This window comes from Streptomyces sp. NPDC002156 (assembly GCF_053593675.1).
In genome coordinates, this window is sequence record NZ_JBSFDA010000009.1 from 65,104 (window position 1) to 81,386 (window position 16,283).

Consider the following 16,283-nt stretch of genomic DNA (forward strand, 5'->3'; position numbering starts at 1 on the left):
TTGAGAGGAGCGTCCCGTGCCCCCTGCCGACGCCCGTACCGCCCCGCCCGCCGCCTTCCGCACCGGGGGCGACAGCGAGGACACGCTGGAGCTGCGCCTGCCCGACGAGTTCGTCGCGATGTACGCCGACGATCTCCTCGATCGCATCGGGGACTGGGGGTCGAGCCTTACGCCCGCGGGCTCGTTCCAGCTCGTTCCCGTCGAGGTCGAGCGCGATCTCCCGTTGATCGGCCGCTGGATAAACGACCCCACCGTGGCCACCTTCTGGGATCTCGCCGGCACCGAGTGCGTGACCGAGGCCCATCTGCGGTCCCAGCTCGACGGGGACGGACGCAGCGTCCCCTGTCTCGGCGTGCTGGAGGGCACTCCGATGAGCTACTGGGAGATCTACCGGGCCGACCTCGACCCACTGGCCCTGCACTACCCCGCCCGTCCGCACGACACGGGGGTGCACCTCCTGCTCGGCGGTGTCGCCGATCGCGGGCGCGGGCTGGGCAGCATCCTGCTCAGAGCCGTCGCCGATCTCGTACTCGACCATCGCCCTGCCTGCGCACGCGTCGTCGCGGAACCCGACCTGCGCAACACCCCCTCCGTGTCGGCCTTTCTCACCGCCGGATTCCGGTTCTCCGCCGAGCTGGACCTGCCCGCGAAGAGGGCCGCACTCATGGTCCGGGACCGAGGCGTGCGCGATGCGTTGTAGCGCCGTCGCTTCTCCCGCCTTGATCACCCGATTGTCAGTGCCGCCCCGTAGGGTGGTCGGGCTATGACGAAGCCCTCACTCCCTGAACTCCTGCATGCTGCCGTCACCGCTGTCGGCGGTACGGAGCGCCCCGGCCAGGTGACCATGGCCGAATCCGTCGCGGAGGCGATCGACGACGGATCCCATCTGCTGGTGCAGGCAGGCACCGGCACCGGAAAGTCGCTCGGCTACCTCGTGCCCGCGCTCGCACACGGGGAGCGAGTCGTCGTCGCGACGGCGACCCTCGCCCTGCAGCGCCAGCTCGTGGAGCGCGACCTGCCGCGCACGGTCGACGCACTGCATCCCGTGCTGCGCCGCCGCCCCGAGTTCGCGATGCTCAAGGGGAGATCGAACTACCTGTGCCTGCACCGCCTCCACGAAGGCGTGCCGCAGGAGGAGGACGAGGGCCTCTTCGACCAGTTCGAGGCGGCGGCGCCCACCAGCAAGCTGGGCCAGGACCTGCTGCGCCTGCGCGAGTGGTCCGACGAGACCGAGACCGGCGACCGCGACGGCCTCACCCCCGGAGTCTCCGACCGGGCCTGGGCACAGGTCTCCGTCTCCTCCCGCGAGTGCCTGGGCGCCACGAAGTGCGCGTACGGAGCCGAGTGCTTCGCCGAGATGGCCAGGGAGCGGGCCAAGCTCGCAGAGGTGATCGTTACGAACCATGCGCTGCTCGCGATCGACGCCATCGAGGGCGCGCCCGTCCTCCCGCAGCACGAGGTGCTGATCGTCGACGAGGCGCACGAACTGGTCTCCCGGGTCACCGGAGTGGCCACCGGCGAACTCACTCCCGGCCAGGTCAACCGTGCCGTGCGCCGCGCGGCGAAGCTCGTCAACGAGAAGGCCGCCGACCAGCTCCAGACCGCGGCCGAGGGCTTCGAGCGGGTGATGGAGCTGGCCCTGCCGGGCCGCTTGGAGGAGGTCCCGGAAGATCTCGGGTACGCCCTGATGGCGCTGCGGGACGCCGCCCGCACGGTGATCTCCGGGATCGGCGCGACCCGCGACAAGTCGGTCCAGGACGAGGACGCGGTCCGCAAACAGGCGCTGGCCTCGGTGGAGAGCGTGCACGACGTCGCGGAGCGGATCGCGAACGGCTCCGAGTGGGACGTCGTCTGGTACGAGCGGCACGACCGCTTCGGTGCCTCCCTGCGGGTCGCCCCCATGTCGGTGTCGGGCCTCCTCAGGGAGAAGCTCTTCACGGACCGCTCCGTGGTCCTGACCTCGGCGACCCTCAAACTCGGCGGCGACTTCAACGGCGTCGGGGCCTCCCTGGGCCTCGCCCCGGAGGGCACGGCGGGCGACGACCTCCCGCAGTGGAAGGGCGTCGACGTCGGCTCGCCCTTCGACTACCCGAAGCAGGGCATCCTGTACGTCGCCAAGCATCTGGCGCGCCCCGCGCGCGACGGCGACCGCGGGGACATGCTCGACGAGCTGACGGAGCTGATCCAGGCGGCGGGCGGGCGTACGCTCGGCCTGTTCTCCTCGATGCGGGCGGCCCAGCTCGCGGCGGAGGAACTGCGGTCCCGTATCCCCGAGTTCCCGATCCTCCTCCAGGGCGAGGAGACGCTCGGCGAGCTGATCAAGAACTTCGCGGCCGACCCGAAGACCTGTCTGTTCGGCACGCTGTCGCTCTGGCAGGGCGTCGACGTCCCGGGCGCCAGCTGCCAGCTGGTCGTCATGGACAAGATCCCGTTCCCGCGCCCGGACGACCCGCTGATGAGCGCCCGCCAGAAGGCCGTCGAGGACGCCGGGGGCAACGGCTTCATGGCCGTCGCCGCCACCCACGCGGCACTGCTCATGGCCCAGGGCGCCGGCCGCCTCGTACGGGCGACGGGGGACCGCGGTGTGGTCGCCGTACTGGACCAGCGGCTGGCCACGGCCCGCTACGGCAGCTATCTGAAGGCGTCCCTGCCGGACTTCTGGTACACCACGGACCGCAATGTGGTCCGGCGCTCACTGGCCGCGATCGACGCGGCGGCGAAGCAGACGGAAGACGCCGAGCCGGCCGAGGCGTAGACATCACTGTGCGGGCCACCGACTGAAGTCGGTGGCCCGCACAGTCACGCACCTGCACACACGGGGACAGCACAGGGCCCCGGAACCGGCGCAGGGGTTCCGGGGCCCGGTCGGGGGCGGGTCCCGAAGACCCGCCGCCTCCCGCAGCACTCACACGCGGCGGAGCACCGCCACCACCTTGCCGAGGATCGTCGCCTCGTCGCCGGGGATCGGCTGGTACGCGGAGTTGTGCGGGAGGAGCCAGACATGGCCGTCCTCGCGCTTGAAGCGCTTGACCGTGGCCTCGCCCTCCAGCATCGCGGCCACGATGTCGCCGTTCTCCGCGACCGGCTGGCGGCGGACGGTGACCCAGTCGCCGTCGCAGATCGCGGCCTCGATCATCGAGTCACCGACGACCTTCAGGACGAACAGTTCGCCGTCGCCCACCAGTTGGCGGGGGAGCGGGAACACGTCCTCGACCGATTCCTCGGCGAGGATGGGACCGCCGGCGGCGATCCGTCCCACAAGTGGGACATAGGACGCCGCGGGTTTGCCCGCGGTGTCCGTGGGCTGCACGGAAGCCCCTTGGTCGGAACCGCGCACCTCGTAGGCGCGCGGGCGGTGTGGATCGCGGCGCAGGAATCCCTTGCGCTCCAGGGCCATGAGCTGGTGTGCGACCGATGAGGTACTGGAGAGGCCGACTGCCTGCCCGATCTCGCGCATCGACGGCGGGTAACCGCGTCGCTGCACGGAGTCCCTGATGACCTCGATCACGCGCCGTTGCCGGTCGGTGAGTCCCGAGCTGTCCGCTCGGATTCCTGGAGGTCGCCCAGGGAGGGACCGCTTGTGTCCCTCGGGATTCGTGGCTTCGTTCATCGCATGCACCGGCTCGAGTCGGCCCTGGGAGCGGTCCTGGGCAGTGATGGTGGCACTGTCTGCGGTGGTGGTCACGTCGGCCCCTCTCGATGGTCTCCCGTGCAGTGCAACGGTAGTTGCTTTCGAAAGGTTGCGCCAAACACACGTTCGAGTGAAAAATTGAGGATGGCCTGCCGCGATCAGATGTTTGGGTGTATGGCTCATGCCGTGCCGGGCGGACAAAAGGGCTCATTGTTGTACCCTTCACCGCCGGGGTGACGACCTCGTGGGCCGGTGCCCAAGTCTGCCACCCGGGAGCCCGTCAACCGGGATTCGCCCCCTGTCGCACGCGGTTCTCACCGTATCTCCGCATGTTCGCGAGCGGTATGGCCGTACGGCACATGCCAATACGGGTGCGACACGCGCATACGCGATGGATGTACGGGCCAATCCCCACATCTAGTGGTTGGATTGCGGCAGTAGCCCAGAAGTTGTGGTCCCCCGGGTCTTCGGTCCCTCGGGCATCGCCTATGCTGGGGGCTGCTTCGAGGGGCCCGAGGGGTTCCGAGAGGCCATTGAGTCTGCTGTGAGGGAGGGTTGGAGACCATGCACTGCCCCTTCTGCAGGCACCCCGACAGCCGCGTCGTCGACAGTCGTACGACCGACGACGGCACGTCGATCCGCAGGCGCCGCCAGTGTCCCGACTGCACTCGCCGGTTCACGACCGTCGAGACGTGCTCGCTCATGGTGGTCAAGCGGTCCGGAGTCACCGAGCCTTTCAGTCGTACGAAGGTCATCAACGGTGTGCGCAAGGCATGCCAGGGACGACCTGTCACCGAGGATGCACTCGCCCAACTCGGCCAGCGGGTCGAGGAAGCGGTGCGGGCCACCGGAAGCGCCGAGCTGACCACCCACGACGTGGGGCTGGCCATACTCGGTCCGCTGCAGGAACTCGACCTCGTCGCCTACCTGCGATTCGCGTCCGTCTACCGGGCGTTCGACTCGCTGGACGACTTCGAGGCCGCCGTCGCGGAACTCAGGGAAACATCGCGCCGCCCCGCCGAGGACGAAGAAGACCCGGATGTGGGGCGCCAGGGAGACGACCGCGGGAGCGGAGGGGCCGCTCAGGTCCCCGTGCCCGCCAACGCCGCCGACTGACCGGCGGGCCGGACCCGGACGGTGTGTTCGGAGTTCGGCCCCGGCCGGGTGACGGCGATCCAAGGACCTGCTGCGGGCGGCGTCGAAGGGTGCCCGCAGCACGAGAAACAACACCGTGTCATGGGAACAACGTGACACTTCTGGGCGTTTTGCCCGATACAGGGAGGCGGCATGACAGAGACGGCGAGCGGTCCGGCACGGAGTTCCCGCGCCAAGGGCAGCACCAAGGCGAGCAAGGGGCTGCGCATCGAGCGCATCCACACCACCCCCGGCGTGCATCCGTACGACGAGGTCGAGTGGGCGAGCCGTGACGTCGTCATGACCAACTGGCGCGACGGCTCGGTCAATTTCGAGCAGCGTGGCGTCGAGTTCCCCGCCGAGTGGGCGGTGAACGCGGTCAACATCGTCACCAGCAAGTACTTCCGCGGTGCGGTCGGCACCCCGCAGCGCGAGGTGAGCCTCAAGCAGCTCATCGACCGCATCGTGAAGACGTACACGAAGGCCGGAGAGGAGTACAAGTACTTCGCCTCCCCGGCCGACGCCGAGATCTTCGAGCACGAGCTGGCGTACGCCCTCCTGCACCAGATCTTCAGCTTCAACAGCCCCGTCTGGTTCAACGTCGGGACCCCGCAGCCCCAGCAGGTCTCGGCCTGCTTCATCCTGGCCGTCGACGACTCCATGGAGTCGATCCTCGACTGGTACAAGGAAGAGGGCATGATCTTCAAGGGCGGCTCCGGCGCCGGCCTGAACCTCTCCCGGATCCGCTCCTCCAAGGAACTGCTCTCCTCCGGCGGCAACGCCTCGGGCCCGGTCTCCTTCATGCGTGGCGCGGACGCGTCGGCAGGAACGATCAAGTCGGGCGGCGCCACCCGCCGTGCGGCCAAGATGGTCATCCTCGACGTCGACCACCCCGACATCGAGGACTTCATCGAGACCAAGGTGAAGGAAGAGGAGAAGATCCGCGCCCTGCGCGACGCGGGCTTCGACATGGACCTGGGCGGCGACGACATCACGTCCGTCCAGTACCAGAACGCCAACAACTCGGTCCGTGTGAACGACACGTTCATGAAGGCGGTCGAGGCGGGCGGCAAGTTCGGGCTCACCTCCCGGATGACCGGCGAGGTCATCGAGGAGGTCGACGCCAAGGAGCTCTTCCGCAAGATGGCCGTCGCGGCCTGGGCCTGCGCCGACCCGGGCATCCAGTACGACGACACGATCAACCGCTGGCACACCTGCCCGGAGTCCGGCCGTATCAACGGCTCGAACCCGTGCAGCGAGTACATGCACCTGGACAACACGTCCTGCAACCTCGCCTCGCTGAACCTGATGAAGTTCCTCAAGGACGACGGCAAGGGCCGCCAGTCCTTCGAGATCGACCGCTTCGCGAAGGTCGTCGAGCTGGTCATCACCGCGATGGACATCTCCATCTGCTTCGCGGACTTCCCGACCCAGAAGATCGGCGAGAACACGCGCGCGTTCCGCCAGCTCGGCATCGGCTACGCCAACCTCGGCGCCCTGCTGATGGCGACCGGTCACGCGTACGACTCCGAGGGCGGCCGTGCCCTGGCCGGTGCCATCACCTCCCTGATGACCGGTACCTCGTACCGCCGCTCCGCCGAACTCGCCGCGGTCGTCGGCCCGTACGACGGCTACGCCCGCAACGCGCAGCCGCACCTGCGGGTCATGAAGCAGCACGCCGACGAGAACGACAAGGCCGTCCGGATCGACGACCTGGACACCCCGATCTGGGCCGCCGCCACGGAGGCCTGGCAGGACGTCGTCCGCATCGGCGAGAAGAACGGTTTCCGTAACGCGCAGGCGTCCGTCATCGCCCCGACCGGCACCATCGGTCTCGCGATGTCCTGCGACACCACGGGTCTTGAGCCCGACCTCGCGCTGGTCAAGTTCAAGAAGCTCGTCGGCGGCGGCTCGATGCAGATCGTCAACGGCACGGTCCCGCAGGCCCTGCGCCGCCTGGGCTACCAGGAGGAGCAGATCGAGGCGATCGTCGCCCACATCGCCGAGCACGGCCATGTGATCGACGCCCCGAGCCTCAAGCACGAGCACTACGAGGTGTTCGACTGCGCCATGGGCGAGCGGACCATCTCCGCGATGGGCCACGTCCGCATGATGGCCGCGATCCAGCCCTGGATCTCCGGCGCCCTGTCCAAGACGGTCAACATGCCGGAGACGGCGACCGTCGAGGAGGTCGAGGAGATCTACTTCGAGGCCTGGAAGATGGGCGTCAAGGCGCTCGCGATCTACCGCGACAACTGCAAGGTCGGTCAGCCGCTCTCCGTCAAGAAGAAGGAGGACGAGAAGACCGAGGTGACCGCGAAGGCCGAGGCGACGATCCGTGAGGCCGTCGAGAAGGTCGTCGAGTACCGCCCGGTCCGCAAGCGCCTTCCCAAGGGCCGCCCCGGCATCACGACGTCCTTCACGGTCGGCGGCGCCGAGGGCTACATGACCGCCAACTCCTACCCGGACGACGGTCTCGGCGAGGTCTTCCTTAAGATGTCCAAGCAGGGCTCGACCCTCGCGGGCATGATGGACGCCTTCTCGATCGCCATCTCGGTGGGTCTGCAGTACGGCGTGCCGCTGGAGACGTACGTCTCGAAGTTCACGAACATGCGCTTCGAGCCGGCCGGTATGACGGACGACCCCGACGTCCGCATGGCCCAGTCGATCGTCGACTACATCTTCCGCCGCCTCGCGCTGGACTTCCTTCCCTTCGAGACGCGTTCCGCCCTCGGCATCCACTCCGCCGACGAGCGCCAGCGTCACCTGGAGACGGGTTCCTACGAGCCGACGGACGACGAGGTCGACATCGAGGGCCTGGCCCAGTCGGCGCCCCGCGCGCAGGAGCTGAAGGCCGTGGCGACCCCGAAGGCCGCCGCGGAAGCGGTCCAGCCGGTTCTGCAGCAGGTGCACACCAGCGCCGAACTGGTGGAGATGCAGCTGGGCATCCAGGCGGACGCTCCGCTGTGCTTCTCCTGCGGCACGAAGATGCAGCGGGCCGGGTCCTGCTACATCTGCGAGGGCTGCGGGTCGACCAGCGGTTGCAGCTGATCAGTGAGTGAGGGAGGGGCACCGGCTTCGCGCCGGGGCCCCTCCGTCGTCGTGTCGTGGGCCACGTAACCTCCGTCCATGGATGACAAGTCGCAGCGTCACGACGGTGAGGTCGGTGAGCTCTCGGCGGCTGCTCGGGCAGCCGCTCTCGACGCGGCGGAGCGGCGGTGGCTCGGGGACCGGACGGCCGGGCTGTTCGACGATCCCGGCGTTCAGGCGCGTGCGTTCGCTCCCCTTGTCCTCGCCCGGATCGTCGACGCGGGGACTGGCGGCAGGAGTGGTGGGAGGCGTTCGCCGGGTGGTACCCGGGGGAGGCCGATCTGCGCGGGTACGACACCACGCTCGGCTGGGTGTACGCCGCCGCGCACGGCGCCGATCTGCTGGCGGCTCTCGCACGGCGCCCGCAGCAGGAGCCCGCACCGCTGATCGAACTGGCCGTCGCACGGCTGCTGGCCGACACCGATCATGTCCTCGACGCTCAGGAGGACGACCGGATCGCCCGTGCGCTGCCCAGGTTCTGTGCCGGCCGGGGATCGGGGTGGCCGAACCTGCTGACGGACCGCGGACTGCTGGCGCCGGGAGGGGACGGCCCGCCGAGCACGGTCACCCATCGGGAGGCCGTACTCGATGCCCTGGCCGCCACCCTCGCGATCGTCACCCCTTGTCTGCCCTCCCCTTCGGGGAGGGATCAGGTCTGACGGGTGCGGCCCATCGTCCTGGTGAACGTCGCCGGGTCGTCCTCGAAGCCCTGGACGCCGGAGTGGAAGTCCCACGACCCGGTCTCGTCGCGGACGAACTCCGCGACCGTGGCCGCCGTAGACCCGAGGACGCCGCCGAAGTCGTCCTCGGCCAGGACGCTGTAGCCCTCGCGGATGCGCAGGCCGGGCTTGACGACGCTGACGAACGTCCGGTGCGTGGAGCGCTGTTGGATGATGACACCGACCACCACGCGCGCGTACTGCGCGGCCAGGCGGTCGAACTCCAGCGTCATGACCTCGTCCCAGCCGAAGCCCTTGCCGTCCTTGCTGTCCCGGTTGAGGGTGATCGTGCCGTCCGGGGAGCGGCTGTCGAAGTGCACCACATAGGCGGGATCGCCGTACGGATCGGTCGCCGGGTAGGTCGCGGCGACGATGTCGAGATCGGTGGGCGGCTGCCCCGCCGGACTCGGATCCCACTTCAGTGAGACTTCGGCCTTGCGGATCCCCTTGTTGAGGGCCTTCACCAGACTTCCCTTCCCCGTTCGCCGTGTGCGGATGTTCCAACTGCCGGTACATCACAGCTGGTTGTCCATCGTGCCACGTGCGCGGGGGCGCTCGCGCGGTTGCAGTCCGCCCGAGCGTGACCGGCGCCACGCTCCGTGGCCTTACGATGGCGCGGTGCTGGTCAAGTGGATTCGCTGCACCGTGGTGGACCGCCGCGGTTTCGAACGGGGGCAGCGAAAGTGGGCGGGACTTCTGGGGGAGCCGGGATTCCGGGGGCAGGGCGGGGGCTGGAGCCGGGGGCGTCCCGGTGTGGCACACGTCTTCGCCTTCTGGGAGAGCCGTGCCTTCTACGACTCCTTCATGGCCCGGTCCCATGACCGGCTCGCCACCACTCAGTCGGGCACCTTCAAGGAACAGCAGGTCAAGCTCTTCGACCACCGGTTCGACGTGAAGACCGGCTTCGAGCCGCGCTTCACGGACTCCGACCTGGTACGGGTCGCGCACTGCCGTGTCCACGAGGAGCGCGCCGAGCACTTCGCGTTGATGCAGGAGAAGGTCTGGAACCCCGCGATGGCGGGCTCGCCCGGCATGGTGCGCGGACTGTTCGGCGAGGCGCCGGGGAGCGAGTTCCTGATCCTGTCGATGTGGCAGTCGGCCGCCGAGCACGGCAAGTACCGAGCCGAACGCGTGGAGCGGCTGGCACTGCGGGCACAGCTGGAGGCGGATGTCGCGGCTCTCGCCGGCGACATCGTCGAGCTGGAACCGAGCTGGATAGTCTGAAGATCGGCATCAGATCCGCATGGGATCAGCACTCTGAGTGCTCCAACGCGCACGACATGTGTGACATACGCCGTATAGAGACCGTGCGAGTGCCCGCTCGACGCCGACCCGATCTAGGGTTTTGGCATGGTAAGACCACGGCGCATCGTCCTTGTCCGGCACGGCGAGTCAATGGGCAATGCCGATGACACCGTCTACGAACGTGAACCCGACCATGCCCTGGCCCTCACCGAACGCGGCTGGCGGCAGGCGGAGGAGACAGGCAAACGGCTGCGCGAGGTGTTCGGGCAGGAGCAGGTCAGCGTGTACGTCTCCCCGTACCGCCGTACCCACGAGACCCTGCGCGCGTTCAGCCTGAACCCCGACCTCATACGCGTACGCGAGGAGCCCCGGCTGCGCGAGCAGGACTGGGGCAACTGGCAGGACCGGGACGACGTACAGCTGCAGAAGGCGTACCGGGACGCGTACGGGCACTTCTTCTATCGCTTCGCCCAGGGGGAGTCCGGCGCCGATGTGTACGACCGGGTCGGCGGCTTCCTGGAGAGCCTCTACCGGAGTTTCGAGGCACCCGACCATCCGCCCAATGTGCTGCTGGTGACCCACGGTCTGGCCATGCGGCTGTTCTGTATGCGCTGGTTCCACTGGACGGTCGCGGAATTCGAGTCGCTGTCGAATCCGGGGAACGCGGAGATGCGGATGCTCGTTCTCGGGAGTGACGGCAGGTACACGCTTGACCGGCCGTTCGAGCGCTGGCGTGATCCGGAATCGTATGGAGTGAGTGGTTAGGGTGGCAGGGCGATGACAGTTGACTCCCCTCCTGCTTCCCCTCCCGCTTCCGCTTCGCACGAGCGCCTGGAGCGCGCCCTGGCCAGCCTGCGCGGGCTCGCGGTGGGGGACGCGCTGGGGTCGCAGTTCTTCGTACCCGTGAACCACCGGCTGCTGGGGCTCCGCGAGCTGCCGCCCGGGCCCTGGCAGTGGACCGACGACACGGAGATGGCGTGCTCCGTGGTGGCCGTGTTGGCCGCCCACCGCCGCATCGACCAGGACGCGCTGGCCCACTCCTTCGCCGAGCACCACGACTTCGACCGCGGGTACGGCCCCGCGGTGAACCGGCTCCTGCGGCTGGTCCGGGAGGGCGGCGACTGGCGCGAGCTGGCGTCCGCCCTGTTCAACGGGCAGGGGTCGTGGGGCAACGGCGCGGCCATGCGCATCGCGCCTCTGGGCGCCTGGTACGCGGACGATCCGGAGCAGGCGACCCACCAGGCGGAGATCTCGGCCTACCCCACGCACCAGCACCGCGAGGCCGTGGTCGGCGCCATGGCCGTCGCCGCGGCAGCCGCCCTGGCAGCCTCCCCGGACGGCCCGCCGAGCCCCGGTGCGCTCCTTGACGGCGTCATCGCGCTCGTCCCGCGCAGCGCCGTCGCCGCAGGGCTGCGGCGCGCCCGGGACATGCTCGACTACGCCGACGCGGGCACGGTCGCGGCCGTACTGGGCTGTGGCCGGCGTACGACGGCGCACGACACCGTGCCGTTCGCGCTCTGGTCCGCCGCGCGCGCCCTCGGCGACTACGAAGAGGCCTTCTGGGCCACGGCCCAGGCGGGCGGCGACGTGGACACGAACTGCGCCATCGTGGGCGGCGTACTCGCCGCGGGGAAGGCGGGGGCACCGCCACAGGCGTGGCTGGAGCGGACGGAAAAGCTGCCGGAGTGGGCGCCTGCGGGGGCGTAGCCCTGCTGGGTGCGGGGCCCTGGGACGGTGGGCTCGGGCAGTGAGCCGGTTTGGTGCCGGGGGCCGACGTTAGAGGTGCGGCCACGCACACGCGTGGGATGGGGAGAGCACTCGCGTCCTGTGGAGCGGCCGGGCGTGCGGCGGCCCGTTCCGTGCGCGGCGCGGCGTAGTCGTGTGAGCCGCACTTCGGCCGAGCGGTCGTCGGCGTGCCGCACGCGTGCACCAGGCCTTGGGCCGGGGGTGCGCGGCCGGGTGGGAGTGCCGCGCGTGCGGAGACGTCGCTGCGGCCGAAGAGGGGCGGTGCCGCACACGCGCGCGTACGGCGTGGAACACCTCATCGTTGGCGGGACGGTCACCCGTGGCGCCGGTACACGCGCGCGTGGGGCACTCAAGTCGATCGTCGTGTCGACCGGGGCCTCGACGGTGTGCGGCGCGCGCGTGCGTGCACGTCCAGGAGTGCGCACCAGGGGCGGGCGAGGGCGAGCCCGGCGAGGTGCCGCGCAGTCGTGGCTGCCTCGGTGGGCGCCGGTGGCGCGGGGCGCTGCCGGGGCGTCGCCAGGCCGCGGGACGCCGTCCGCGTGGGCGATGCCTGGGCACGGCCCGCAGCGCCGCTGCTGACGCGGCGCGCGAAGTGACGTACGCGTTGCCGGCGGCGTGCCCGCAGGGCACCGGATACCGTCCGCGCGGGCGACGGCCTGGTGAGGGCCACACAGCCGTACGTCGCTCCGGCGTCCGGAGCGACGTACGGCTGCCGTCGTGCACCGCGACCCCGCAGGCGGCGCCTGCGGGCCCGCTGCCGGGAGATCAGCCGCCCGCCGGACCCGCGGTGCTCGCCGTGCCTGCCAGGGCCTCCAGGTCGCTCTTGCGGACGCGGATGACGAACCAGGCCGTGGCGAGGGCCAGTACGGCCATCGCGGCGGCCGGGATGAAGGCCGTGGAGATGCCGTGGGCCAGTACCTCGTGACTCCAGGGAGCGGGGAGCTGATTGGTCCTGGCGAACTCCGCCTTCTGCTCCGGAGATGCCTCGGCGAGGAACTTGGGCACCTGTTCCGCGGCCTCGTTGCGGCTGGCCGCGCCGAACACCGTCGTCAGGATGGAGAGGCCGAGCGAACCGCCCACCTGCTGCGTGACGTTGAGCAGCCCGGACGCCGCGCCCGCCTCGTGCGCGGCGACCCCGGAGACAGCTGTCAGGGTCAGCGTCACGAAGTTCAGGCCCATGCCGAACCCGAACACCACCATCGGTCCGAGCACCCCGCTGACGTACGAGCTGTCGGGGGTGATGAAGGCCTGCCAGATAAGGCCGAGAGTGGCCAGTGCCGATCCGACCACCATGAACGGCTTGGGCCCGAGGACCGGCAGGAACCTCTGCGACAGGCCCGCGCCGATGGCGATGGCGAAGGTCACCGGCAGGAAGGCGAGGCCCGCCTCGATCGGCGTGTACAGCAGCACGTTCTGCACGAAGAGGACGATGAAGAAGAACATGCCGAACATCGCCGCGGCCAGGCTCAGCATGATCACGTACGTGCCCGAGCGGTTGCGGTCGGCGAACATCTTCAGCGGGGTGATCGGCTCCTTGGCGCGCATCTCCACGAACACGAAGGCGGCCAGCAGGATCACCGCCGTGCCGAACGACGCGAGGGTGAGACTGTCCCGCCAGCCCTCCTCCGCCGCGCGGATGAAGCCGTAGACGAGGGCCGCCATGCCCAGCGTCGAGGTCAGCGCGCCCACGAGGTCGAAGCGGCCGGGATGGCGTTCGGACTCACTGATGTACAACGGCGTGAGCACGGCGATCAGGACGCCGATCGGTACGTTGACGAAGAGCACCCAGCGCCAGTCGAGCCACTCCGTGAGCATGCCGCCGGCCAGCAGACCGACGGCGCCGCCGCCCGCCGAGACGGCGGCGAAGACCCCGAACGCCCGGTTCCGCTCCGGGCCTTCGGCGAACGTGGTGGTGATGAGCGCCAGCGAGGTGGGCGACGCGATCGCGCCACCCACGCCCTGGAGGGCGCGTGCGGCCAGCAACTGCCAGGGTTCCTGGGCGAGTCCGCCCAGCAGCGAGGCGGCGATGAACACCAGGATGCCGGTCAGGAAGACCCGGCGGCGGCCGAGGATGTCGCCCGCCCGGCCACCGAGCAGCAGGAGACCGCCGAAGGTGAGCGTGTAGGCGCTGACCACCCAGGTGAGGTCGGTGGTACTGAACTTGAGAGCGTCTTGAATGTGCGGCAGCGCGATGTTCACAATCGTCGCGTCGAGTACCACCATGAGTTGGCAGGCCGCGATGACGGTGAGCGCTATGCCGGGATGCCCCTCCCGGCGGGCCGCACCTGGTTTCTGGTCCTTCATCAATGAAGAGGTAGTCACTATGGGTCCCCCATAAGAGCACTAGTGAACGCTCGCGTTCACTGTTGCGTCGAACGGTAGTGAGTCCCCGACAGTGAACGCAAGCGTTCACTGAAGTCGCCACCGTGTCGCACTCCGGTCGCCCGGGTAATCTCTGCGATTCACCTGGTCGGCGATCCCCTCAATACCGACAATCTTCATAATCCTCGCACCGCCCGCTCACCCCTGCCCGCTGGAGACGCATCAGATGGTTACTTCGCGCTGGACGGCCGCCCCCGCTCAGACGGCCTCCCCTCGCCGGCGCGGCGCCGTACTCGAACGCGCGATTCTCGACGCCGCGCTGGAGCAGCTCAGTACGGTCGGCTGGAACGGCCTCACGATGGAGGGCGTCGCCGCAGGCGCCCAGACCGGCAAGGCCGCCGTCTACAGACGCTGGCCCTCGAAGGAGGACCTCGTCGCGGACGCGCTCCAGTCCGGGCTGCCGCGCTTCGACCTGGCGCCCGACCTCGGGAACGTGCGGGACGACCTCGTCGAACTGTGCCGTCAGGTGCGTGAGGCGATGTTCTCGCGCCCCGGGTTCGCGCTGCGCTCGGTGATTCACGAATGCGACAGCCCACAGGCGGAACGCTTTCAGGGCGTGATCTTCGGAGGGCTTGTCGAGCCGACGGTAAGGCTCCTCCGGGAGATCATCGACCGCGGAATCGCGCGGGGGGAGACCCGTCCCGACGCCGCCAACGGCTATGTCCTCGACGCCATTCCGGCGATGATGATGTACCGCTCGAAGATGTGCGCGAGTGAATGGCATGAGCCGGACATCGAAGAGATGATCGACCAGTTGATGGTTCCGCTGCTGCGGGCGGGAAGTGCCTGAAGTCGCTTGAGGGAACCAGGGTGTCGCGTGGGGTTCCGGGCGGCGTAGGCTGAGACCGCCATGCCGTACGAAGCACCCACCCACACAGTCGAGCGCTCCCTGCGCGCCACGACCGGAGCGAAGGTCATCGCCGGCGTCGACGAGGTGGGCCGGGGCGCGTGGGCTGGCCCCGTCACCGTCTGCGCGGCGGTCACCGGTCTCCGGCGGCCCCCTGAGGGGCTCACCGACTCCAAGCTCATCGCGGTCAAGCGGCGTGCCCCACTTGCGGAAGAACTGCGGAAATGGGTCACGTCGTACGCGTTGGGGCACGCCTCCCCGGAGGAGATCGACGATCTGGGGATGACGGCCGCGCTGCGGCTCGCCGCGGTGCGCGCGCTGGAGGCCTTGCCCGTCCGCCCCGACGCGGTCATCCTCGATGGCAAGCACGACTACCTGGGATCGCCGTGGCAGGTCCGCACGGTGATCAAGGGTGACCAGTCGTGCGTGGCGGTCGCGGCGGCGTCCGTGATCGCCAAGGTTCAGCGCGACAAAATGATGGCCGAACTGGGCATCGACCATGCAGACTTCGGTTTTGCGGCCAATGCCGGGTATCCGTCTCCCGTGCACAAGGCCGCGCTGGAGGAGCGGGGCCCGACCCCGTACCACCGGCTGTCGTGGGCTTACCTTGATGCGCTGCCCCAGTGGCGGCACCTCAAGAAGGCCCGCAGTTGGGCGAACGGGAACGCTCCGGAGATCGAGGGCCAGCTCGGCTTCGACTTCTGACGGTTCCGTTCGCACTCATGTGCCACCCGCCGACGCGAGTCGCACCGGCGTTTGATAAATATCAGGTCATGCCTCTCATTCCCGAGGAGCCTCAGATTCACGAGAGTGCCCAGGGTCCCCGCGTCACTCCGGCCAGTGGCCGCACCGCGCCGACCCCCCGTCCCGTACCCGGTCCCCGCCCCGCGGCCGCGCCGCGTCCCGGCCGTCCGGGGCCTTTCCGGCCCACGGCGCCGGTCCAGCGCGCACCGCACGAAGCGCCGGCGACCGCCGTGGCCGCGACCGCGGGCGCGGTCAAGCCCGGGCCGTCCGCGGCTGCGGCCGCCCCTGCCCCTTCCATCCCCTCTGCCCCTGCCTCCGCGGCTTCGGCGGCCCCGCAGATCCAGCTGATCCCGGCCTCGGCCGAGGGTGCGCTGGACGCTGCCGAGGAAGCCGTCGATCTGCTCCTGGAGTCGGGTCGTGCCCCCGGCGAGGTGCTGGTGATCACCACCGGTGATCCGCACCCGTGGGCCGCGCACGAGCTGTCCTTCGGTGAGGCCCCGTACTGGGCGCAGCACGACGCGGGCGACGACGTCTTCTATGCCGACGCCGCCGCTGTGAGCCGTGCCGGCTCCCGTCCCGTGGTCGTGGTCGCCGTCAACGGCGGCGCCGACGCCACGGCAGCCGCTGCCCTTCCCCTGGCCCTCGGTCGGGCCGGCGCCCTGCTGATCGTCTGCGGCGACCCGCAGCAGATCAACTCGGTGCTGGGCGCGGGGGTCTGAGCCGGTCCAGCGCCATCGGACCGGCT

General features: G+C 69.6%; 14 protein-coding genes. 11 read left to right on the top strand and 3 right to left on the bottom strand.

What is annotated here, in order from left to right; translation table 11 throughout:
• Positions 1–16 precede the first annotated feature (16 nt).
• Both ACWCRB_RS06735 and ACWCRB_RS06740 read left to right on the top strand, forming a co-directional pair.
• On the top strand, positions 17–700 hold the full coding sequence (locus tag ACWCRB_RS06735; RefSeq protein ID WP_450994995.1) for a GNAT family N-acetyltransferase: 684 nt from the start codon (positions 17–19) through the stop codon (positions 698–700).
• 63 nt (positions 701–763) lie between these two features.
• The gene (locus ACWCRB_RS06740) at positions 764–2,755 is read left to right on the top strand and encodes an ATP-dependent DNA helicase (protein ID WP_450994996.1); all 1,992 of its coding nucleotides are present in this window, start codon (positions 764–766) and stop codon (positions 2,753–2,755) included.
• A 150-nt stretch (positions 2,756–2,905) separates the two neighbouring features.
• On the opposite strand, the gene lexA is transcribed toward ACWCRB_RS06740, so the two are convergent.
• Complete coding sequence (lexA, locus tag ACWCRB_RS06745; RefSeq protein WP_053743545.1) at positions 2,906–3,685, bottom strand: transcriptional repressor LexA; 780 nt, start codon at positions 3,683–3,685, stop codon at positions 2,906–2,908.
• A gap of 510 nt (positions 3,686–4,195) precedes the next feature.
• Here lexA and nrdR point away from each other — a divergent pair.
• From nrdR to ACWCRB_RS06760, 3 genes are all read left to right on the top strand, one after another.
• Positions 4,196–4,747 (top strand): transcriptional regulator NrdR, encoded by a 552-nt coding sequence (gene nrdR / locus ACWCRB_RS06750; protein ID WP_450994997.1) that lies wholly within the window; start codon positions 4,196–4,198, stop codon positions 4,745–4,747.
• Positions 4,748–4,918: 171 nt separating this feature from the next.
• On the top strand, positions 4,919–7,816 hold the full coding sequence (locus ACWCRB_RS06755; RefSeq protein WP_450994998.1) for a vitamin B12-dependent ribonucleotide reductase: 2,898 nt from the start codon (positions 4,919–4,921) through the stop codon (positions 7,814–7,816).
• A gap of 167 nt (positions 7,817–7,983) precedes the next feature.
• The gene (locus ACWCRB_RS06760; RefSeq protein WP_450994999.1) at positions 7,984–8,514 is read left to right on the top strand and encodes a DUF2785 domain-containing protein; all 531 of its coding nucleotides are present in this window, start codon (positions 7,984–7,986) and stop codon (positions 8,512–8,514) included.
• Here the strand turns inward: ACWCRB_RS06760 and ACWCRB_RS06765 are convergent.
• A complete protein-coding gene (locus tag ACWCRB_RS06765) occupies positions 8,505–9,038 on the bottom strand; it encodes a TerD family protein (RefSeq protein ID WP_450995000.1) in 534 nt (177 codons plus the stop codon). The two genes, ACWCRB_RS06760 and ACWCRB_RS06765, sit on opposite strands and share 10 nt — an antisense overlap.
• 154 nt (positions 9,039–9,192) lie before the next feature.
• Here ACWCRB_RS06765 and ACWCRB_RS06770 point away from each other — a divergent pair, with 154 nt between their 5' ends.
• From ACWCRB_RS06770 to ACWCRB_RS06780, 3 genes are all read left to right on the top strand, one after another.
• A complete protein-coding gene (locus ACWCRB_RS06770; RefSeq protein ID WP_235474402.1) occupies positions 9,193–9,798 on the top strand; it encodes a YdbC family protein in 606 nt (201 codons plus the stop codon).
• A 126-nt stretch (positions 9,799–9,924) separates the two neighbouring features.
• Positions 9,925–10,584: a histidine phosphatase family protein gene (locus ACWCRB_RS06775; RefSeq protein ID WP_235474401.1), complete on the top strand. Its 660-nt coding sequence runs from the start codon at positions 9,925–9,927 to the stop codon at positions 10,582–10,584.
• Positions 10,585–10,596: 12 nt separating this feature from the next.
• Entirely contained in the window at positions 10,597–11,526 is a 930-nt protein-coding gene (locus ACWCRB_RS06780; RefSeq protein WP_450995001.1) for an ADP-ribosylglycohydrolase family protein, read from the top strand.
• 804 nt (positions 11,527–12,330) lie between these two features.
• On the opposite strand, the gene ACWCRB_RS06785 is transcribed toward ACWCRB_RS06780, so the two are convergent.
• Positions 12,331–13,887: an MFS transporter gene (locus ACWCRB_RS06785; RefSeq protein ID WP_450995002.1), complete on the bottom strand. Its 1,557-nt coding sequence runs from the start codon at positions 13,885–13,887 to the stop codon at positions 12,331–12,333.
• Between the two features lie 226 nt (positions 13,888–14,113).
• On the opposite strand from ACWCRB_RS06785, the gene ACWCRB_RS06790 reads away from it, so the two are divergent.
• The 3 genes from ACWCRB_RS06790 to ACWCRB_RS06800 all read left to right on the top strand — a co-directional run bounded on the left by ACWCRB_RS06790 (position 14,114) and on the right by ACWCRB_RS06800 (position 16,257).
• Positions 14,114–14,737: a TetR/AcrR family transcriptional regulator gene (locus tag ACWCRB_RS06790; RefSeq protein WP_235474398.1), complete on the top strand. Its 624-nt coding sequence runs from the start codon at positions 14,114–14,116 to the stop codon at positions 14,735–14,737.
• A 60-nt stretch (positions 14,738–14,797) separates the two neighbouring features.
• Positions 14,798–15,499 carry a ribonuclease HII gene (locus ACWCRB_RS06795; protein ID WP_450995003.1) on the top strand — a complete coding sequence of 234 codons (702 nt, stop codon included), beginning with the start codon at positions 14,798–14,800 and terminating at the stop codon, positions 15,497–15,499.
• A gap of 68 nt (positions 15,500–15,567) precedes the next feature.
• Entirely contained in the window at positions 15,568–16,257 is a 690-nt protein-coding gene (locus ACWCRB_RS06800) for a hypothetical protein (RefSeq protein ID WP_450995004.1), read from the top strand.
• Positions 16,258–16,283: the final 26 nt, after the last annotated feature.